Raw genomic sequence first — 20017 nt, 5'->3', positions numbered from 1 at the left:
GGCCGTGCGCACCCCTCCAGACGGAATCGAGCGAACCGGCTGTTTGCGGTGCGGCGGCCGCTGACAGACTCGGGGGTATGCGGACCGAACTCACCGACACCACGTCCAGCAAGATCGGCCGGGCGCTGCTCGACGCCCGGCGGGCCGTCGGCAGCCCCACCATGGGGCTCGTGCTGACCCTCGTCATCGTCACCGACGAGGAGAACGCCTACGACGCCGTACGCGCGGCCTCCGAGGCCTCGCGCGAGCACCCGTGCCGGATCATCACCGTGATCAAGCGGACCTCGCGCGGCCCCGAACGGCGGCGCAAGACACGGCTCGACGCCGAACTGCGCGTGGGATCGGACGCCGGCTCCGGGGAGATCGTGCTGCTGCGCCTGCACGGCGACCTCACCAGCCAGGCCGGTTCGGTGGTGCTGCCGCTGCTGGCGCCGGACGCGCCGGTGGTGGCGTGGTGGCCGGCCGGCGCGCCCGCCGATCCCGCCCGCGACGAGCTGGGCGCGCTGGCGCAGCGCCGGATCACCGACTCCCAGGCGGCGCCCGACCCGCTGGGCGTGCTGGCCGCGCGCGCGGCCTCGTACGCCCCCGGCGACACCGACCTGGCCTGGACCCGGCTCACGCCGTGGCGGTCCCTGCTGGCCTGCGCCTTCGACCAGAAGCCGCTGCCGGTGACCGCCGCGGCGGTGGAGAGCGAGCCCGACAACGCGAGCGCGGAGCTGCTGGCGCGCTGGCTGGAGGACCGGCTCGGGGTGCCGGTGGCCCGGGTGGCCACGGACGGGCCGGTCATCACCCGGGTCCGGCTGGAGACGTCGGCCGGCGAGGTGGTCGTGGACCGCCCCACCGGCTCGCTGGCCACACTGGTCCTGCCCGGCTGGCCCGACCGCAAGGTCGCGCTCAAGATCCGCAGCACCGCCGAACTGATCGCGGAGGAACTGCGGCGGCTCGACGCCGACGAGGTCTACGCCTCGGCGCTGCGCAGCCGGCCGGCCCAGGCGTCGCTCTCGGCGTAGTGGTTGTCGTACGCGGGCTGGCTGTCGATGATGTCCTGCACGGTGGCCTCGCCCGCGCGCACCCGCCCGAGGAGGCGGTAGTAGTCGAAGCGGGCCATGCCGGGGGTGAACCCGACGAACACCTCGGCGGTGTGGCCGGCGGCCGGGGCGAAGGCGTGCTTCACACCGGGGGCGATGCTGAGGAAGTCGCCCTTGGCGAGGGTATGGACCTCGTCGCCGACGAGCACGTCGAGGCGGCCGTCGGTGACGTGGAAGAACTCGGTGGCCCTGGTGTGGAAGTGCACCGGCGCACCGGCCGCGCCGACCTCGAACCGGGCGGTGTTGCAGGTGAGTTCGGGGGTGTCGGTGAGGAGCGTGATGAAGCTGCCGGGACCGTCGGAGACGACTTCGGCGCCGTCGGCGCGCGTGAGGTTGTCGATCATGGTCCCGACCCTACGGCGACCCCCGCTCCGCCGCGGCCGGGTTTCCCGCCCCGCCGCCCGCTCCCGGGCGGACGGCCGAGGGGGTGTCCGCGAAGTCCCGCCTGCCCTGCGGGCGGCCGGCGCTACTTCGCGGACACCCCCTGGGAGCCCTTCGCGGCGGCCTTCTGCGCCTGCTTGTACGCGCGGACCTTCGCCAGTGAGTCCGGCCCGGTGATGTCGGCCGCCGAGCGGTACACGTCGGGCAGTCCGTAGCCGCCGGCGGCCTCCCGCCACCCCTGCGGGCGGACGCCGAACCGCTTGCCCAGCAGCGCCAGGAAGATCTGCGCCTTCTGCTCCCCGAAGCCCGGCAGCGCCTTCAGCCGGCCCAGCAGCTCCGCTCCCGTCGCGGCGTCGGCCCACACGGCGGCGGCGTCCCCGCCGTAGTGCTCCACCAGGTACGCGCACAGCTGCTGGATCCGCTTCGCCATCGATCCCGGATACCGGTGCACGGCCGGCTTCTGCGAGAGCAGTGCGGCGAAGGCCTCCGGGTCGTGGGCGGCGATGGCGTGCGCGTCGAGGTCGTCGGCGCCGAGCCGCCGGGCGATCGTCCACGGCCCCGAGAACGCCCACTCCATCGGCACCTGCTGGTCGAGCAGCATGCCGATGAGCGCGGCCAGCGGGCTGCGGGCGAGGAGGGCGTCGGCCTCGGGCTGCTGCGCGAGCCGGATGGTGATCTCGTCCATGCCTCCAGCCTCCCCCGGGACCGGCGTCCCCGCGCGGTCGGCGCGCGGCCCGGCGCGCCGTCGGGCGCTGCCCGCGTCCGTCCGGCGCGCGATTGTCAGACCCGCCGCCTAGCGTGGTTGCGACGGCGCAAGCATGCGTAGAGGACGACACAGGAGTCGATCGGCCATGGCTGAGTTCCCGGAAGGCGCCCCGTGCTGGGTGGACGCGATGTTCACCGACGTGGAGGCCGCCAAGGAGTTCTACGGAGACGTGCTGGGCTGGACCTTCGGCGAGGCCACCAGCGAGTACGGCAACTACACGCAGGCCTACTCCGGCGGCAAGGCGGTCGCGGCCGTGGTGCCGCCGATGCCCGGGGGCGAGGCGCCCTCGCAGTGGTGTCTGTACTTCGCCTCGCGGGACGCGGCGGCCACCGCCGAGAAGATCAAGGCGGCGGGCGGCACGCTGATGATGGAGCCGATGCAGGTCGGCAGCTTCGGCACGATGGTGATCGCGAAGGAGCCGAGCGGCGCGGTCTTCGGCGTCTGGCAGCCGGGGGACCACAAGGGCTTCGAGAAGCTCGGGGAGTCCGGCGCGTACGCCTGGGCGGAGGTCTTCACGCGCGAGCCGGAGAAGGCGGACGGCTTCCTGTCGCAGGTCTTCCCGTACGAGTCCCAGCAGATGGAGGCCGGTGACGACCCGGAGGCCGCCGGGATGGACTTCAAGGTCTTCAGCGTCGGCGGCCCGGACAACCCGGTGCTCGGCCGGATGAGGATGGGCCAGGAGTTCCCGCCGGAGATCCCGTCGTACGTACAGGTCTACTTCGCCGTGCCGAACTGCGACGAGGCGGTCGAGAAGGCCACGAAGCGCGGCGGGGCGCTGCACTTCGGGCCGATGGACAGCCCGTTCGGCCGTTTCGCGGCGGTGACCGACCCGCAGGGGGCGGCGTTCGCGATGATCGACCTGTCGACGACGGTGGGGGAGATGCCGAAGTTCGGCTAGGCGGGGCCTCTTCGCCGGTCTTCTGCCCGGCGCCACCCGTGCCCCCGCCGGTCGACACGGCGGAGGCACGGGCGTGCGGGACGCCGGCCGGGTGTCAGTTCAACCCGTAGACCACGTAGGCGGGGTGGAAGACAGGGTGGAGGGCGGGGTGGACGACCAGCGGGACGTGCCAGACACCCGGAGCCGAGGCGGCGGTGTAGACGGCGGGGTAGCCGAAGGGCGGGAGCGGGAAGGGGCTCGGCGCGGCCTGGGCGGGGGTGCAGGTGAACAGGGCGGTGCTGAAAGCGAGCGCCGCGGCGGCGGCGATGTTCTTGATCATGCGTGCAGAGATAGCGCCGTCGCGCGCGCCCCCACCAGCCGAGGACACTCCCGATCACCCGGTTGCCGGAGCGGATTCACCGCAGAATCGATCACTCGTCGCTTTCGCCGGCGTTGTCGGGTGGCCGGTAAATATGCGCAGACGTACGCCCGTTGACCACCTAGTGTGGTCCGCCATGCCTACCAATGAACACGTGATCGAACAGGCCCTGGAGCGGATCACCGCCGGCTACGTCTTTCCCGAGAAGGCCGCCGCCGTCGCGGCGGCCATCCGCGAGCGTCTCGCTGCGGGCGCGTACGCAGGCCTGGACGGCCCGGTGCTGTGCGAGACGGTGACGGCAGACCTCCAGGAAGTCTGCCCCGACAAGCACTTGCGGCTGCTGTGGACGCAGGAGCCGCAATCGCTGGAGCCGGTGGACGACGACGGCGGGCACGCCGCGTTCCTCGCGATGCTCAGGGCGGAGAACCAGGGGATCCGCCGCGTGGAGCACCTCGAGGGGAACGTCGCGCTCATCGACGTCCACCGCATCGCGACCGCCATCGAGGGCGCGAGCGCGATCGGCGCGGCCATGCAGCTGGTCGCCCACAGTGCGGCGCTCGTCCTGGACCTGAGGGCGTGCCTCGGCGGGTCCCCCGAAGGTGCGGCGATGTGGTGCAGCTACTTCTTCCCGGACGACCAGGTGCACCTGAACGACATCTACGACCGGATCTCCGACTCGACCCGGCAGTTCTGGACGGCGGGGCACCTGCCCGCCCCGCGCTACGCGGACCGCCCCGTCTACGTGCTCACCAGCGAGATGACCTTCTCCGGGGGCGAGGACGTGGCGTACACCCTGCAAGCGCACGGCCGGGCCGTCGTCATCGGAGCGACCACGCGCGGCGGGGCCCATCCGACGTCCCGCCACGCGGTCGCCGAGCACGTCCTGGTCACCGTACCGACGGCCCGGACCGTCAACACCGTCACCGGTACCAACTGGGAGGGCATCGGCGTGGTGCCCGACGTCCCGGTTCCGGCGGACCGGGCCCTCGAGGAGGCGCTCAAGGCCGCGCTGCGCCGCGCAACGGTCTGACGGCGGCCACCGGCTCCGGGCAGCGGGGGCAGTCGGCCGGTGCCCCCGCTGCCCGGAAGGGCGTCAGCGGGGCGGCAGTTGGTCGTACGTCCTGTAGGTGTACAGCGCGGACAGGGTGATCGCGTTGCCGGTCTGCGCCGGGAGCCCGAGCCTGTCGTTCAGGACCCGCCCGAGCGGCCCGCAGCCCTCGGCGGCCGGCACGGCGAAGGTGTCGTCCGCGGCGGCGAACTTGATCACTGGCGGGTTCTTCGAGACCCGCTCGGAGGGGCCCACGCGCTTCAGCCGGATTTCGACGGGGGTCTCACCCGCGCCGATGACGCAGCCCCGCGGGAGCAGCGGGCCGAGGGCGCGGTAGCGGACGGTGAAGAGGCCCATGTCGTCGCCGACCGTGTAGAAGTCCGAGCGCCCGCCGTACTCCGGCTGGACGGACAGGCCCAGGGCGGGGCTGCGGTCGCCGCCCGGGCTGCCGGACAGGCCGCCGGGGACGGCGGTCGGCGCGCTGCGCAGGGCGCCCCAGACCTGGCCCCTGCTCCCGTCGGGCATCGGCCCCTCGGCGTGCGTGACGGTCATCGGGGCGAACTCGGGCAGGGTGCGGTTGCCGAGCGTCAGGGACCCGGTGGCGGTCATGACCTCGCACTTCCACCGTGCGGCGTCGGCCCCGGCCGGGAGGGCGGGGCAGTCGCTGAAGTCGTACGAGGGGCCGGGCGCGGGCGCCGCACCGGCGGATCCGGCGACCGTGAGGGTGAGGGCGGCGGCGACGGCGAGCCCGGCTGCCGCGCGGCGGAGGAAGGTGTGGGTCTGCATGCCCCCCACGCTGCCGTTCCGCCCGGCCCGGACGTCACCGGGGAAGCCCCCGCCCGTCCCCGAGGCGTCCCTGATCAGGACTCAGGGGTGACCAACTGGTGGACCGCTCAGGGGCCTTGAGTGCATCGGCGAGCCGCGGGGGTGTATCCGGCCGGCGTTGGTGCGTGTGATCAAGGGGGCCGAGGTCTGCGTCCAGGCGGCGTGACACCGCCCGCCGGTGCCGGCCTGGGTCGCCGCTCACTCGATGTAGAGGCTCTGGCCGTGCCCGATCGCGGTCTGCCCCGGCAGGATCGGGTGCACCACCCGGCCGTCGCAGTGCGGGCCCGACCAGACCCACGCCGTCGCGTCCGTGAAGTTGGCGACCTCCGACGGGACGAAGTCGCCCAACGGGTAGCAGCCGCTGGGGTCGGCGTTCGGCGCGCGGTCGATGAACAGGGCCCCCTGGGCCGCCTGTGCGCTGCCCGGCGCTGCCAGCGCCAGCGTCGCGGCCGCCGCGCAGACCCCGAGCAGCCTTGCCGTCCTCCGTACCATCCGCCCGCCTCGTTCCTCACGTTCCACCAGGTCTCCTGACCGAAGGTAAGGGGAGGTTACGTTCCGTGATACGGCGCGCGGTGGTGCGACAGGGGCGCGTGAAGGGCGTGATGCCCCTGCGCACGGACGCCGCGAAGGGTGTCGGTGGTCCCGGGCTCGTCCCGGACGGCGCCCAGGACCTGCCAGCCGAGGCGGGTGAGGCCGAACTCGGCCAGCACGGAGTCCATCGCGGTGGTGAGGGCCTGGTCGGTGCGGTTCAGCCAGTAGCCGATGGGTTTCATCGGGTGCTCCTCGTGGGCGCGGGTCATCGGCGGGTGAAGGCGCCGGCGTTCTCCCGGGCCCACTGGCCGAACGTGCGGGCGGGACGGCCGAGGAGGGTCTCGGTGGTGTCGGCGATGGGGGCGGGGCCGTGGGTCGCGGCCTCCCACAGGTCGAGCAGCGAGGAGACCATCGGTGCGGGCATGTGGGCGCCCATCTCCTGCTCGGCCTCGGCGCGGGTGATGTGCTCGACGGGGATCGCGCGTCCGACGGCCTCCGCGAGCACCTCGATCTGGCGGCGGAAGGTGAGCGACTCGGAGCCGGTCAGGGTGAGGCGGCGGCCGGTGAGCGTGTCACCGGTGAGGGCCTCGAAGGCGATGTCGGCGATGTCCTCGGGGTGGATGGGCGCGATGTGCGCGTCCGGATGGGCGAGCCGGACCGGCATCGAACGGCCGACGGGCCAGGCCCAGCCGAGGGAGTTGCTGGCGAAGGCGTCGGGCCGCAGGAAGGTGCAGGTGAGGGTGGAGGCGGCGAGGGCGCGTTCGACGTCGAGACTGTGGCGCGCGAGCGGGTCGGTCTCGGCGTCCGGGCCGAGGACCGAGGACGAGGACAGCAGGACGACGTGCTCGACGCGGGCGGCCTCGGCGGCCCGGACGAGTTTGTCGATGCCGGCGGGCTGGGGGTAGAGGAAGACCTGGCGGACGCCGCGCAGTGCGGCGGCGAAGGTCTCGGGGCGGTCGAGGACCAGCTCACAGGTCTCGACGCCGGCCGGGACGGCGAGCTCGGCGGGGCGGGCGCTGGCGGCGCGGACGGCGAGGCCCGCGGAGTGCAGACGGCTGATGACGGCCTGGGCGACCTTGCCGCGGGCGCCGGTGACGAGGACGGTCATGAAGGACTCCGTTCATTGGCTGCGTACATATGCATGCTTACATGCACACGTTTTCGCGTCAACACATGTTTGCTTGAAGTCACGTATGTACGATGGCCTCATGACGAAGCAGCAGGCGGAACCCGGTGACGACGAGCTGCTGGACGCCGTCGGTCCGGCCTTCGGGAAACTGCGGCGCTCCTCGCTCCTGGAGGTCGAGAACCCGATCTCGCAGAAGGACCTCAGCCGCACCCTGGTCCTCAACATCGTCCTGGAGATCGCCCAGGACGGGGCCCGCGAGGTCACCGTCGGCGCGGTCGGCGAGCACCTCGGGGTCGACCCCTCGGTGGCCAGCCGGATGGTGTCCGACTGCATTTCCGCGGGCTACCTGGTCCGCGCAGCCTCCCAGCAGGACGGCCGCCGTACGGTCCTCCACCTCAGCGCGGGGGGCCGGGAGCTGATGGACCGCTTCCGCCGGCACCAGCGCTCGGCCTTCGAGTACATCACCGCCGACTGGAGCGAGCGCGAGCGCCTGGACTTCGCCCGCCTGATGCTGAAGTACGTCGCGTCCCAGGAGGCCCTGCGCCGGCAGGACCGCTGACCGCCCGCCCGCCTCGCCGGGGCCCCGCGCCCCCGGAGCCGGGGGACACCGCGGGCCGCCGGGACGGCCCCCGCGTCACCGCGAAACGCCAGAGGGCCGGACCGCTGATGCGGTCCGGCCCTCTGAGCTGGCGGAGGATACGAGATTCGAACTCGTGAGGGGTTGCCCCCAACACGCTTTCCACATGTTCGTACGCCCGTCCGGTGAGGGTCGTACACGTCCTGACCTGCGGTGGAGTGCCTCGGATGCCTCAGTCCGAACGTCCTCGGGCGGAGGCGGATGCAACCAGAACTGCAACCACCCGTCGGCTACTTACGGCCCTCCGGGCCGTACCACTGGAGGGGCTGGCCGGTTACTGCCGCGATGCAGTCGAAGTCGTGGTCACAGTGCAGGAGGGTGAGTCCCTGCAACTCGGCAGTCGCGGCGACGACGAGGTCCACCGCACCGGCGCTGCGGTGCTTGCCCTGCTTGGTGAGGACCTCCTGGACCTGCCAGGCCCGGTTGTAAGCCCGGTCGTCGACGGGGACCCAGCCGAAGAGCAGCCGCATGTCCTCGATGCCGCGCGCCCGGTCGGCTGCTGATCGTGCGCTGTAGAAGAACTCCAGCTCGGTGATGGGGCACGTGGCGATCAGGCCGGCGGCCGCCGCCTGGTCCCAGCCGTGCTGCTCTGCGTCGCCCCGCATGAAGCGGGCGAGGGCGCTGGTGTCGATCAGGTAGAGAGCGGCGTTCACCGTCGGTAGTTCCGCTTGTCCTCGAAGAGTGCGAGATCGAACGCGCCTTCGTCGGCCGCGGCGCGCAGGCGGGTCAGGGCCAGCGCTCGCCGCCTGTTCTCCAGCACCTCGCGCAAGGCGGTGTTGACCGTCTCCTTCTTGGTGCTGGTCCCCAGGGCTTTGGCTACGTCTGCCACCAGCTCGTCATCGAGGTCAATCACTGTCCGGCTCATGTGCACCTCCTTTATATCAACTATGGAATCAACTATACCTCCCATAGGTTATCGATGTCATGGGTTCACGTCGGCATGACGCTGTGGATACGGGAGAGGGTGAAGACGCGTTCGTCTTCTCGCAGGTGGCACCAGGCTTCCAGGTAGGGCGGGTCGAGTTCGAGGCGGCTGAGGGTGCGCACTGTGCGGTTGCCGGAGGCGGCGACGTATTCGACGGTGAGGGGCGTTCCGGCGTCGACGGCATGCGCGAGCTGGCGGACATCGGTGTAGGACAGATGTTTCGCGTACCCGGCGACGATCTCCTCGGTGTCCGTTCCGAAAGGGGCCCCGCCGCCGAGAGGGTCGGTGTCCGGGGTGGTCGATGGAGCGGTGAGCAGGCGGGCGGCCAGGGCGTTCGAGTCTGCGGTGGCGGGTGTCGTCGCGGTGTGGCGGACTGCGTTGCGGCGACCGGTGCCCCCCGTTGGCCCGTCGGGGGGTCGGTACGGGGGCGGCTGCCCTCTGCGGTCGGGTCTTCTCAATGCGCACGGTTCCGTCGGCGGTCTCGGCAACGGGGGCGTAGCCCTCGGAGCGGAGCGCGGCGAGGGTCGCGTCGAGCGGGCTGCGGCTGACCAGCACCGTGGGGGCGAGCTGTCGCAGGCCGAGTCTGGCCAGCTTGCGATGGGCTGCGAGCTCGGCGAGTAGCGCCGGATCCTCGCCGTGGATGACGCAGGCGGCGGGGGCGATGCGCACGCGGCCGTGACTGCGAGCGGTGTCGGCGATGAGATAGGACAGGGGTTGGGGGCAGCGGCCCGGAAGCGACGGCGGCCAGGTCGGCTGTGAGGGCGTCAGGCGAGTGTCCGGCATCCAGGGCTCGGCGGACGCTGCCGGTACTGAACCGCCACACCGAGGCCGTGCCGCTGGTCTCGCGGTCGGCGACGGAATCCAGCAGCGCGGCGAGTGGCGCGGACGGCGTGCCGGTGACGATCGCGGTGAGGTCGGCGCCGATCCGTGCTGTTCGGGTAGCCGTGGGCAGGAGCCGCCGGCACGCGGCGGCCAGTCCTGCCGCATCGTCTTCGAGCAGGGCGGCACCGAGGGGAGACAGCGCGCCGCGAGCGAGTGCGCCGAGCAGCTCGGCTTCGCGGATTACCGTGGCGAACGGTGTCCCGTCCTGGGGTGACGCGTCGGCGAGGGGCCGGTACCAGGCCACCAGCGGTCCCAGGTCGGAGCCGACGGCCGCGCCGCAGCCTGCCGGGAGCTGTGCCGCCGCGTGGAGCAGCCCGCGCCGGGCCTGCAAGCAGCCGCCGCAGGGGGGTGCTCCCGCGAGGGCGGGGAGCGCCTTGTTGTCCTCGTCTCGTGCCTGGGTCGGGGTGAGTGCCAGGCTGTGCCATGCGTGGAGCAGTGCGGTGAGCCGCTCGGCGGGCTCCTGGTCCGCCCAGGCGTCGTATGCCTTGGTGGGTGCCACGCGGTCATGGTCCCGGCCCAGCAGTCCGGCCGCGTACGCGGTCTCCAGGGTGAGGCGTACGACAGCGTCGTCGGCTTGGGCGGCCTTGCCGATCCGGGCCAGTTCACGGGCGCCGATCCCGCCGGATGTGAGTCTGGCCGGCGGAGACGCCGAACAGGCGGCCAGGACCGACGCGGCCTGGGCGGCGAACGCCGTGGCCGCGGCTGCTGCCTCCCGCTCCACCTCGGCGGAGCCGATGGCCATCGACTGTGCGGAAGGCGGACGGGGATCGAACGGGGCGTGCCAGATCGGCCCGCGCAGTGCGAGCGCGACTTCAACGGGCATGCGCGCGGGGCCGTACCGGTGGCGGTCCACGATCAGGAGTCCCCGGTCGAGTGCCCATCGCGCGCCGGGTTCGAGCTTGGGCCCGGACGACCCGAACATGATGAAGTGCCGCTGCCCCGCGGTGGAGTCCGCTCGGCGGGCGAACAGCTCCCGGGTGATCTCGGGTGCCCGTGCCACGACTTCGGCGACGGCTCCCGGGTCGCTGTGGTGTTCCACCAGGGTCGCCAGCCGCTGCTGCCTGGTGCTCGGCGGCTTGATACCGAGTGCCACCAGCATGGCGCGCAGCTCCTCAGAGGTCGCGCCCGCAAGTAGCTTCTCCAGAGGGGCGTCCAGCCCCAGAGGTGCCTTCCACGCCTGCTGCAGGGGAGAGGCCATGCGGAGTGCTGCTGCGCCGTCCGGCCACACCAGGGCGTGATCGGCCAGCGTCTCCAGCGTGAAGTCCAGACCGCGAGCGGCTTCGCCGTCCGCTGCTCCCAGCAGCTTCGCCAGGTCGTCGCGCGACGCCGCTCCTCCCCGCGCCGCCAGCGCCTCGGCCACTTGCAGGCACGGCAGCGTGAGTGGCGGCAGGGCGAGTGCCACCGACGCCGGGCGCTGGAGGCGGTCCGCCAGCTCCCCCACCGTGCGCGGTTCCGGAGACGCCGCCGCGTCCTTCCGCGTGGCGAGTACGCGTGCCAGGCGCGGAGCGTCAAGCGAACCAAGCCAGGCTGCCAGCGTTGATCGGGACTTCACGGGGCACCTCGCCGGACCGGGCAGCAGCACCGGAACGGCCCCGGCGCAGAGCCAAGCATGGTGCACATGCCGGCGGTGTCGGTGAAGAACGGGAGCGGTTCCTCCTTGGAGACTGCGTTTCGCGGGCGGTGCACGAACCTCGAAATGTCCCGTTCGAGGCGATGTGAATGCAACCAGAACTGCAACCAGGGCATGCAGAAGAGCCGGACCGCAATCAGCGGTCCGGCTCTTCGTTTCGCCTGTTCAGGCGGCTGCGGAGGATACGAGATTCGAACTCGTGAGGGGTTGCCCCCAACACGCTTTCCAAGCGTGCGCCCTAGGCCTCTAGGCGAATCCTCCGCCGCAAACAATACAAGACGTTGAGGGGTGCTCGCGAACACGATCCGGATGGGCGGTCCGGGATCGGAAACGGGGAGGGGACCGGCTCGATTCCGGGGGGTGACATCCGCTAGGGTGGGGCCCAGCCCCTCACGCGGCGCTATCTCACCCAACTCCCCCAGGGCCGGAAGGCAGCAAGGGTAAGTGGGCTCTGGCGGGTGCGTGGGGGGCCCTTTGCGTTCCCGGGCGGGTCCCGGGGCAGCGGCGGGCCGCTGTTGTCGGTGGGCCCGGATAACCTCGTAGACGTGTCGTCCCTTGCGCTGTACCGCCGCTACCGCCCCGAGTCGTTCGCCGAGGTCATCGGGCAGGAGCATGTCACTGTCCCGCTGATGCAGGCCCTGCGGAACAACCGGGTCAATCACGCGTACCTGTTCAGCGGGCCGCGCGGCTGTGGAAAGACGACCAGCGCGCGGATCCTGGCGCGCTGTCTGAACTGCGAGCAGGGCCCCACCCCCGACCCCTGCGGCACGTGCCAGTCCTGCCAGGACCTGGCCAGGAACGGGCCGGGGTCCATCGACGTCATCGAGATCGACGCCGCCTCGCACGGTGGTGTGGACGACGCCCGTGACCTGCGCGAGAAGGCCTTCTTCGGGCCCGCGTCCAGCCGGTACAAGATCTACATCATCGACGAGGCCCACATGGTCACCTCGGCGGGCTTCAACGCCCTGCTGAAGGTGGTCGAGGAGCCGCCGGAGCACCTCAAGTTCATCTTCGCGACGACCGAGCCCGAGAAGGTCATCGGGACGATCCGGTCGCGCACGCACCACTACCCCTTCCGGCTCGTGCCGCCCGGGACGCTGCGCGACTACCTCGGCGAGGTCTGCGGGCGCGAGGGCGCGCAGGTCGAGGACGGCGTGCTGCCGCTCGTCGTGCGGGCCGGAGCCGGCTCCGTGCGCGACTCCATGTCCGTCATGGACCAGCTGCTCGCCGGTGCGGGCGACGACGGTGTGACGTACGCCATGGCCACCTCCCTGCTCGGCTACACCGAGGGCTCGCTGCTCGACTCCGTCGTGGACGCCTTCGCCGCCGGGGACGGGGCCGCCGCCTTCGAGGTCGTCGACCGCGTGGTGGAGGGCGGCAACGACCCGCGGCGGTTCGTCGCCGACCTGCTGGAGCGGCTGCGCGACCTGGTGATCCTGGCCGCCGTGCCCGACGCCGGGGAGAAGGGGCTGATCGACGCCCCCGCCGATGTCGTGGAGCGGATGCAGGCCCAGGCGTCGGTGTTCGGGGCCGCCGAGCTCAGCCGCGCCGCCGACCTGGTCAACGCCGGGCTCACCGAGATGCGCGGTGCCACCTCGCCCCGGCTCCAGCTGGAGCTGATCTGCGCCCGGGTGCTGCTGCCGGCCGCCTTCGACGACGAGCGGTCCTTCCAGGCCCGCCTCGACCGGCTGGAGCGCAGCGGGCCCCCGCCCGCCGCCTTCATGGCGCCGCCCGCGGCCGCGCCGGCCGGGACGCCCGCCATGGGCTACGTGCCCGGGCCCGAGGCGCACGGGATGGCCCCGGCCGGGCCCGGTGGCGGGGTCGCCGCCGCGCGTGCCGCCGTACGGGGTCCCGGGCCGCAGGAGGCTCCGGCAGCGGCGGCCGCCCCGGCGCCGGTCCAGGCCCCCGCCGAGGTCCAGGCGCCGGCACCGGCCCCCGCGCCGGTCCAGGCGCCGCCGCAGGCTCCCGCTCCGGCTGCCGCTCCGGCTGCCGCCCCCGGTGCGTGGCCCGGTGCCGCGCAGCCGGGCAGCGGTGCCCCCGCACCCGGCGCCTGGCCCGGTGCGACCCCGTCGGCCGCCCCGGCCGCCCCGGCCGCGGGGGCGTGGCCCAGCGCCGCCGCCCCCGGCAGCGGCGCACCGGCCCCGACTCCCGCCGCGCCGGCTCCGGCCGCGGCCGCCCCCTCGGCACCCGCGGCCGCCGCGCCCTCCCCCGGCATGGCCGCCGGGGCGGGGCAGGTCCAGGCGATGTGGCCCGGCGTCCTGGAGGCCGTCAAGAACCGCCGCCGCTTCACCTGGATCCTGCTCAGCCAGAACGCCCAGGTCACCGGCTTCGACGGAACCACCCTGCAGCTCGGCTTCCCCAATGCCGGAGCCCGGGACAACTTCGCGAGCAGCGGCAGCGAAGACGTCCTCAAGGCGGTCCTCGCCGAGCAGTTCCAGGTCAACTGGAAGATCGACGCCGTGGTGGGCGGGGGCGGACCGGCTCCGGCCGGGCCCTCCTCCCACTCCGCCCCGCCCGCCCCCGCGTACGGCCGGCCCCCGTCCGCCCCCCAGGCCCAGCCGCAGGACCGGCAGTCCCCGCAGCCCCCGGCCGCCTCCCACCAGTCCCCCGCCCACCAGGCGCCGCCCCAGCAGACCGCTGCCGCGCCGCAGGCTCCCGTACAGCAGGCGCCCCCGCCGGTGGCTCCCGAGGACGACGTACCGGAGGAGGACGACCCCGACCTCGTGGACAGCGCCCTGACCGGACACGAGCTGATCGTGCGCGAGCTCGGAGCGACCGTTGTGGAGGAATACACGAATGAGTAGCCCCTGCTGATTGGGTGGCCGCACGAAACCGGCCGCGCCGTCCGGGCTACCCTGGGCGGCGTGAAGGTCCTCGTCATCGGCGGCGGCGCCCGCGAACACGCCCTGTGCCGCTCTCTGTCCCTCGACCCCGACGTCTCCGCGCTGTACTGCGCCCCCGGCAACGCCGGCATCGCCGAGGTGGCGGAGCTGCGCCCGGTCGACGCCCTCAACGGCACCGCCGTGGCCCGGCTGGCAGCCGAACTGGGCGTCGGCCTGGTCGTCGTCGGCCCGGAGGCCCCGCTGGTCGCCGGCGTCGCCGACAGCGTCCGCGCCGCCGGCATCCCGGTCTTCGGCCCGTCCGCGGCGGCAGCGCAGCTGGAGGGCTCCAAGGCCTTCGCCAAGGACGTGATGGCCGCGGCCGGGGTGCCGACCGCGCGCAGCTACGTCTGCACCACCGCCGAGGAGGTCGACGCCGCGCTCGACGCCTTCGGCGCCCCCTACGTGGTCAAGGACGACGGCCTCGCAGCCGGCAAGGGCGTCGTGGTCACCGACGACCGGGCCGCCGCCCGCGCCCACGCGCTGGCCTGCGAGAGGGTCGTCATCGAGGAGTACCTCGACGGCCCCGAGGTCTCCCTGTTCGCCATCACCGACGGCGTCACCGTGCTGCCGCTCCAGCCCGCGCAGGACTTCAAGCGCGCGCTCGACGGGGACGAGGGCCCCAACACCGGCGGCATGGGCGCGTACTCGCCGCTCCCGTGGGCCGACCCGAAGCTGGTCGACGAGGTCATGGAGCTGGTCCTCCAGCCGACCGTCGACGAGCTCCGCCACCGCGGCACCCCCTTCTCGGGACTGCTCTACGCCGGCCTGGCCATCACCGGCCGCGGCACCCGCGTGATCGAGTTCAACGCCCGCTTCGGCGACCCCGAGACCCAGGTGGTCCTGGCCCGGCTGCGCACCCCGCTCGCGGGCGTGCTCCTCGCCGCCGCCAACGGCACCCTGCACGCCGAACCGCCGCTGAGCTGGAGCGACGACGCGGCCGTCACGGTGGTCATCGCCTCCCACAACTACCCGGACACCCCGCGCACCGGCGACCCGATCCAGGGCCTCGAGGAGGTCGCCGCCGAGGACGCGCCCGACGCGTACGTGCTCCACGCCGGGACCCGGCGCGAGGGCGACGCCGTCGTCAGCGCGGGCGGCCGCGTGCTCTCGGTGACGGCGACCGGTTCCGATCTGGTGCGGGCGCGCGAGAAGGCGTATAAGGCGGTCGGGCGGATCAAGCTCGACGGCTCGCAGCACCGTACGGACATTGCTGCCAAGGCCGCCGAAGGCCGCTGACCAGCAGGGCCGTCACGCGGCGGGCCCGGGGCGCGAGCGAGCGCACCGGGCCCGCGCGTACATGCGCGTGCGACTGCATCCGGCCGCCTTCGAACGCAGCCACCTTTACCCAAAGCCATTCCATCGGGTGATCGTCACCCGGACTGCCTGACGACCGCCCCGGCCCCAACTAGGGTGCGGCGCAAGCATTCCGGCACATGGCCCACCGGCATTGCGATGTCAGTGGCGGGTGTCACAGTGGGGGAGTGAGCAAAGCCGCCGCAGGGCAGAGGGGGTGAGGTCCGGCCGTGTCCGGAACCGGTTCGATCGCAGAAGTGGGCGCGCCGTCCGCGCGTTCGCGGGCCCTCGCCGTGCTGCGGGTCCGCAGCAGGGCCATGGCCGCCGTACTGCTGCCCGCCGCCCTCGCGGTGGTGCTCGTCGCCGCCCGGATGACGGGCCGGCTGGCCGGGGATCCCTGGCCGGCGGTGACCCTGGCCGTCTGCGCCGTGGCCGCGCTGGTGCTGCTGGCGGGCGCGCTGTTCGGCGCCGTGGTGCTGCGGGCGCGGCCCGCCGTGACGCCGACGGTGCCGCTGCCGGAGGCCGCCGCGCCGGACCTCTACCGGCTCGTGCGGGACCTGGCCGACCGGATGGACGTTCCCGCGCCCTCCGCGATAGCCCTGACCCCGGACTGTGACAGCTGGCTGGAGGACCGCAGCCATGCGGCCCACCGCCGGGGCCGCGCGCGTGCCGCGTCCGCGGGCATAGCCGGGTCCGGCGGCCCGGAGTCCCAGCCCGGCGCGGCCCCCGTGCTGGTCATCGGCTCGCCGTTCCTGTGGTGGATGCGGGTCGCCGAGCTGCGGGCCGTCCTCGCGCCGGTCGTCGCCGGTACGGGCCCCTCCGCGCACCCGGACATAGCCGACGCGCGGGGCTTCGTACGGGGGCTCGACGCGGCGGTGGACATCGGTGGCAGGCCCGGCCTCGGCTGGATCGCCCGCCCGGCCCGGCTGCTGCTGCGGCTGTGCCAGGCCGACGCCGCCGAGATGGAGCGCGGGGTCGCCGCGGCCGCGTCCGACCGCGCCTACGGGGTGGACTACGGGCTGCGCATCGTCGCGCAGGAGCAGGTCGGCCTCGCCTACGCGGGCTGGGACCGGCTCCTGACCCGGGTCGCGCTGCCCGCCTGGCGGATGGGCCGCTGGCCGGCCCACCTGGACGCCGGGGTGGTCTCCGCCCTGACCGAGCTGTCCCGCCGGGACCGGCTGGCCGACGAGTTCACCTCGCGGCTCGGCGAGCGCCCCGCCTGCGACCTCCTGGAGCAGCCCGGCGTGGTGGACGAGGCCACCTCCCTGCTGGCGGCCCGGCTCTTCCACGGCGGCCCGGCCGAGGCGGGACCGGACTGGGCGCCCGTCGACTGGACGGCCTACCCGCACGAGGTCGTGGACCGCACCTGGCGTACCGAGGCGGCCCGTCTGCACGCCGCGCTCGACGCGCTGTCCGTCCCGGGGGACCTGGCAGCCCCCGCGGGCCCCGCCGCCCGGCCCGAGACCGCCATGGCCCCGGGAGAGCCGGTTCCGGTGACGACGGGCGCCCCCGCCCGGGCCGGAGCCTCGCGGACCGGCACCGCCGCCCCCGGCGGCCCCGGCGCCCGCCCGGCGGACCGGTGCACCCCCGCCGACACGGCGCCCCCGGGCGGGCCGACGCTGGAGCGGGTCCTCGGATACCTCACCGACCCCACGGGGGACGGCGCCGCCGGAGAGGCCCTCGCCGGGCGGCTCAGCGGCGATCTGGCCCGGGAGGAACGGGCCGCCGGAGCCGGCGACAGGCCCCGGCCGCGCGGCGGCGCGGACACGCTGCCGCTGTTCCCCCTCCAGCCCCCGCGCAGCGGCCGCGACCTGCTGGCCGACCACGTCACCGCCCTCGTCTGCTGCGCCGCCGTGGACTCGGCCGGCGCGGGCCCCGGCCTGGACTGGCTGGACGGCCCCGTCCTGCTGGTCGGCGGCGAACGGCGGGCGGACCTCGCCCCCCGGGTGCTCTCCCTCGTCGAGGACGGGGACCCGGAGCCCCTGCGCGACTGGCTCGCCGAGCTCGGCGTACCCCCGGAGAAGCCCGTCCGCCTCCTCTGAGCCCACCCCGGCCCGCCCACCCCCGGCTCGCCCCTCCGCCCCCCTGGCCCCCACCCGGCGGCAGCCCGCGTGTTCCGGTCACGTCAATTCACGACGAACGGTGACGGAGTGAGTGCGTTATGTGATGTGCTTGGGACCGGTCGTGGATGGGTGTCCGAGAACCCGCCGCGCATCCGAGTGGAGCGAACGCGTTCGGGGGAGCGAGGGAGGGGAGCGGTCATGGGTGCGGACCAGATCCGGCGGTGGGAGTCAGGTGCGCTCGCGCACGCGGTGACCGATCCCTTCGGCCAGGGTCCCCTGCCCTGGTTCCGGGGCAGCGAGCTGTACTTCGACGACACCGGCCAGGTCGTCCCCTGGTACGTGGACCCGTCCCTCGCCGCCCCCGGCCGCCACGCCCGCGGCGGCGGCCCGCGCACCGCCGACGACGTGCACCGGCAGATCAAGGGCTTCGCCTCCACCGGAGCCGTCGCCCCCGGCGAGGCCATCGACTTCCACATCACCGTCGACCCGCCCCAGCAGTTCTCGGTCGACGTCTACCGCATCGGCCACTACGGCGGGGACGGCGCCTCCAAGATCACCACCAGCCCCCGGCTGTCCGGCATCGTCCAGCCGCCCCCGCTCACCGCCGACCGCACCGTCTCCTGCCACCACTGGTGGCTGTCCTGGCGGCTCCAGGTCCCCTCGTACTGGAGCGTCGGCGCCTACGTGGCCGTCCTCACCACGGCCGACGGCTACCGCTCCCACGTCCCCTTCACGGTCCGCGACGACCACCCCGCCGACCTCCTGCTGCTGCTCCCGGACATCACCTGGCAGGCCTACAACCTCTACCCGGAGGACGGCCGCACGGGCGCGAGCCTCTACCACGCCTGGGACGAGAAGGGCCGGCTGCTCGGCGAGCGGGACGCCGCCCTCACCGTCTCCTTCGACCGCCCCTACGCCGGCGCCGGGCTGCCCCTGCACGTCGGCCACGCCTACGACTTCATCCGCTGGGCCGAGCGCTACGGCTACGACCTCGCCTACGCCGACACCCGCGACCTGCACGCCGGGCGCGTCGACCCGACCCACTACCGGGGCCTGGTCTTCCCCGGCCACGACGAGTACTGGTCGCTCCCCATGCGCCGCACCGTCGAGCGCGCCCGCGACCACGGCACCTCCCTCGTCTTCCTCTCCGCCAACACCATGTACTGGCAGGTGGAGCTGTCCCCCTCGCCCTCCGGGGTCGAGGACCGGCTCCTGACCTGCCGAAAACGCCGCGGCCCCGGCCGCCCCAGCCTGTGGCGCGAGATCGACCGCCCGGAACAGCAGCTCCTCGGAATCCAGTACGCGGGCCGGGTCCCCGAACCGGCCCCCCTGATCGTCCGCAACGCCGCGCACTGGCTCTGGGACTCCACCGGTGCCGCCGAGAACGACGAGCTCCACGGCCTGGTCGCGGGCGAGGCCGACCGCTACTTCCCGCGCACCCAGCTCCCCGAGCACCAGGACCGGATCCTGCTCGCGCACTCCCCCTACCTCGACGGCGAGGGAGCCAAGCGCCACCAGGAGACCTCCCTGTACCGGGCCCCCAGCGGCGCCCTGGTCTTCGCGTCCGGCACCTTCGCCTGGTCGCCGGCGCTCGACCGCCCCGGGCACGTGGACGAGCGGGTCCAGCGGGCCACGGCCAACCTCCTCGACCGGATCTGCAAGCGGGACTGAACGCCCCCCTGACCGGGGCACGGGACCCCGTACGGGAGAATGGGGACGCGCTCGTACAGAACCACAGGGAGACCCCGTGTCCGGATTCGTCGAAAAGCCCGAGCCGGTGCAGGTGCCCGGCCTCGTCCACCTCCACACCGGCAAGGTCCGCGACCTCTACCGGGACGAGGACGGCCGGCTCGTCATGGTCGCCAGCGACCGCATGTCCGCTTACGACTGGGTGCTGCCCACCGAGATCCCGGACAAGGGACGCGTGCTGACCCAGCTCTCCCTCTGGTGGTTCGACCAGCTCGCGGACCTGGTCCCGAACCACGTCATCAGCACCGAACTGCCCGCCGGCGCCCCCGCCGACTGGGCCGGGCGCACCCTCGTCTGCCAGAACCTGGACATGGTGCCCGTCGAGTGCGTGGCCCGCGGCTACCTCACCGGCTCGGGCCTCGCCGAGTACCGCGAGACCCGCACGGTCTGCGGCCTCGCCCTCCCCGAGGGCCTGGTCGACGGCTCGGAGCTGCCCGCCCCGATCTTCACCCCGGCCGCCAAGGCCGAGGTCGGCGAGCACGACGAGAACGTCTCGTACGAGGAGGTCGCGCGCACCACCGGCGCCGAGACGGCGGCGCTGCTGCGCCAGACCACCCTGGCCGTGTACTCCCGGGCCCGCGACATCGCCCGCGAGCGCGGGATCATCCTGGCGGACACCAAGTTCGAGTTCGGCTTCGACAAGGACGGCCGCCTGGTCGCCGCCGACGAGGTCCTCACCCCGGACTCCTCCCGCTTCTGGCCCGCCGACCTGTGGGAGCCGGGCCGCGCGCAGCCGTCCTTCGACAAGCAGTTCGTCCGCGACTGGCTGACCTCCCCGGCCTCCGGCTGGGACAAGAACGGCGAACTCCCCCCGCCGGCGCTCCCGCAGGACGTCGCCGAGCAGACGTCCGCCAAGTACATCGAGGCCTACGAGCGCCTCACCGGCCTGAGCTGGGCCACCACGATGGCCGCCGCCACCGGCGCCTGAGACA

At 73.6% G+C, this 20017-nt stretch carries 19 protein-coding genes, 1 tRNA gene, 1 other RNA gene and 2 pseudogenes; 10 read left to right on the top strand and 13 right to left on the bottom strand.

Annotated features, from left to right (window positions below; all coding sequences use genetic code 11):
• Positions 1-77 precede the first annotated feature (77 nt).
• Complete coding sequence (opcA, locus tag ACZ501_RS18990; RefSeq protein WP_361600574.1) at positions 78-1010, top strand: glucose-6-phosphate dehydrogenase assembly protein OpcA; 933 nt, start codon at positions 78-80, stop codon at positions 1008-1010.
• Here opcA and ACZ501_RS18985 read toward each other — a convergent pair.
• Positions 959-1432, bottom strand: a complete 474-nt coding sequence (locus ACZ501_RS18985) for a cupin domain-containing protein (protein WP_361600571.1) — start codon at positions 1430-1432, stop codon at positions 959-961. The two genes, opcA and ACZ501_RS18985, sit on opposite strands and share 52 nt — an antisense overlap.
• A gap of 122 nt (positions 1433-1554) precedes the next feature.
• Entirely contained in the window at positions 1555-2154 is a 600-nt protein-coding gene (locus tag ACZ501_RS18980) for an HhH-GPD-type base excision DNA repair protein (protein WP_468796733.1), read from the bottom strand.
• A 166-nt stretch (positions 2155-2320) separates the two neighbouring features.
• On the opposite strand from ACZ501_RS18980, the gene ACZ501_RS18975 reads away from it, so the two are divergent.
• Entirely contained in the window at positions 2321-3133 is an 813-nt protein-coding gene (locus tag ACZ501_RS18975; protein WP_361600565.1) for a VOC family protein, read from the top strand.
• 94 nt (positions 3134-3227) lie between these two features.
• On the opposite strand, the gene ACZ501_RS18970 is transcribed toward ACZ501_RS18975, so the two are convergent.
• Positions 3228-3452, bottom strand: coding sequence for a hypothetical protein (locus tag ACZ501_RS18970; RefSeq protein ID WP_361600562.1), 225 nt, complete (start codon positions 3450-3452; stop codon positions 3228-3230).
• 175 nt (positions 3453-3627) lie between these two features.
• Here ACZ501_RS18970 and ACZ501_RS18965 point away from each other — a divergent pair, with 175 nt between their 5' ends.
• On the top strand, positions 3628-4521 hold the full coding sequence (locus ACZ501_RS18965; RefSeq protein ID WP_468796730.1) for a S41 family peptidase: 894 nt from the start codon (positions 3628-3630) through the stop codon (positions 4519-4521).
• Positions 4522-4584: 63 nt separating this feature from the next.
• Here the strand turns inward: ACZ501_RS18965 and ACZ501_RS18960 are convergent, their stop codons facing one another.
• From ACZ501_RS18960 to ACZ501_RS18945, 4 genes are all read right to left on the bottom strand, one after another.
• Complete coding sequence (locus tag ACZ501_RS18960; protein WP_468796727.1) at positions 4585-5325, bottom strand: hypothetical protein; 741 nt, start codon at positions 5323-5325, stop codon at positions 4585-4587.
• A gap of 237 nt (positions 5326-5562) precedes the next feature.
• Complete coding sequence (locus ACZ501_RS18955) at positions 5563-5856, bottom strand: hypothetical protein (protein ID WP_468796724.1); 294 nt, start codon at positions 5854-5856, stop codon at positions 5563-5565.
• 56 nt (positions 5857-5912) lie between these two features.
• Complete coding sequence (locus tag ACZ501_RS18950) at positions 5913-6137, bottom strand: hypothetical protein (protein WP_361600550.1); 225 nt, start codon at positions 6135-6137, stop codon at positions 5913-5915.
• Between the two features lie 23 nt (positions 6138-6160).
• On the bottom strand, positions 6161-7003 hold the full coding sequence (locus tag ACZ501_RS18945; RefSeq protein WP_468796721.1) for an NAD(P)H-binding protein: 843 nt from the start codon (positions 7001-7003) through the stop codon (positions 6161-6163).
• Positions 7004-7103: 100 nt separating this feature from the next.
• On the opposite strand from ACZ501_RS18945, the gene ACZ501_RS18940 reads away from it, so the two are divergent.
• Positions 7104-7583, top strand: a complete 480-nt coding sequence (locus ACZ501_RS18940; protein ID WP_361600544.1) for a MarR family winged helix-turn-helix transcriptional regulator — start codon at positions 7104-7106, stop codon at positions 7581-7583.
• A 308-nt stretch (positions 7584-7891) separates the two neighbouring features.
• On the opposite strand, the gene ACZ501_RS18935 is transcribed toward ACZ501_RS18940, so the two are convergent.
• From ACZ501_RS18935 to ACZ501_RS18910, 6 genes and pseudogenes are all read right to left on the bottom strand, one after another.
• Positions 7892-8314 carry a PIN domain nuclease gene (locus ACZ501_RS18935; protein WP_361600541.1) on the bottom strand — a complete coding sequence of 141 codons (423 nt, stop codon included), beginning with the start codon at positions 8312-8314 and terminating at the stop codon, positions 7892-7894.
• Positions 8311-8526, bottom strand: coding sequence for a type II toxin-antitoxin system VapB family antitoxin (locus ACZ501_RS18930; protein WP_361600538.1), 216 nt, complete (start codon positions 8524-8526; stop codon positions 8311-8313). The genes ACZ501_RS18935 and ACZ501_RS18930 overlap by 4 nt, the downstream gene beginning before the upstream one ends.
• Positions 8527-8591: 65 nt before the next feature.
• Positions 8592-9044 carry a WYL domain-containing protein gene (locus tag ACZ501_RS18925; protein ID WP_468796718.1) on the bottom strand — a complete coding sequence of 151 codons (453 nt, stop codon included), beginning with the start codon at positions 9042-9044 and terminating at the stop codon, positions 8592-8594.
• Between the two features lie 163 nt (positions 9045-9207).
• Positions 9208-9369, bottom strand: a pseudogene (locus ACZ501_RS18920) (hypothetical protein); the annotation flags it as partial.
• A 1-nt stretch (position 9370) separates the two neighbouring features.
• Positions 9371-10210, bottom strand: a pseudogene (locus ACZ501_RS18915) (hypothetical protein); the annotation flags it as partial.
• 1064 nt (positions 10211-11274) lie between these two features.
• A tRNA-Ser gene (locus ACZ501_RS18910) sits at positions 11275-11359 on the bottom strand.
• Positions 11360-11480: 121 nt separating this feature from the next.
• Between ACZ501_RS18910 and ffs the strand changes: the two genes are divergently transcribed.
• The 6 genes from ffs (at position 11481) to ACZ501_RS18880 (ending at position 20013) form a co-directional block, all read left to right on the top strand.
• Positions 11481-11575: signal recognition particle sRNA small type (gene ffs, locus ACZ501_RS18905), an RNA gene on the top strand.
• Positions 11576-11643: 68 nt separating this feature from the next.
• Positions 11644-13902, top strand: a complete 2259-nt coding sequence (locus ACZ501_RS18900; protein WP_468796715.1) for a DNA polymerase III subunit gamma and tau — start codon at positions 11644-11646, stop codon at positions 13900-13902.
• Between the two features lie 60 nt (positions 13903-13962).
• Entirely contained in the window at positions 13963-15216 is a 1254-nt protein-coding gene (gene purD, locus ACZ501_RS18895; RefSeq protein ID WP_361608224.1) for a phosphoribosylamine--glycine ligase, read from the top strand.
• Between the two features lie 287 nt (positions 15217-15503).
• Positions 15504-17315, top strand: coding sequence for a M48 family metalloprotease (locus ACZ501_RS18890; RefSeq protein WP_468796712.1), 1812 nt, complete (start codon positions 15504-15506; stop codon positions 17313-17315).
• 219 nt (positions 17316-17534) lie between these two features.
• Entirely contained in the window at positions 17535-19007 is a 1473-nt protein-coding gene (locus ACZ501_RS18885) for a N,N-dimethylformamidase beta subunit family domain-containing protein (protein WP_361608218.1), read from the top strand.
• A gap of 76 nt (positions 19008-19083) precedes the next feature.
• A complete protein-coding gene (locus ACZ501_RS18880) occupies positions 19084-20013 on the top strand; it encodes a phosphoribosylaminoimidazolesuccinocarboxamide synthase (RefSeq protein ID WP_361608215.1) in 930 nt (309 codons plus the stop codon).
• The last annotated feature ends 4 nt before the right edge of the window (positions 20014-20017 follow it).

The sequence above is a fragment of the Streptomyces sp. NPDC034085 genome (assembly GCF_055575555.1).
Note: the sequence above shows the minus strand (reverse complement) of the source record. Positions and strands in the feature narration are given on the sequence as shown.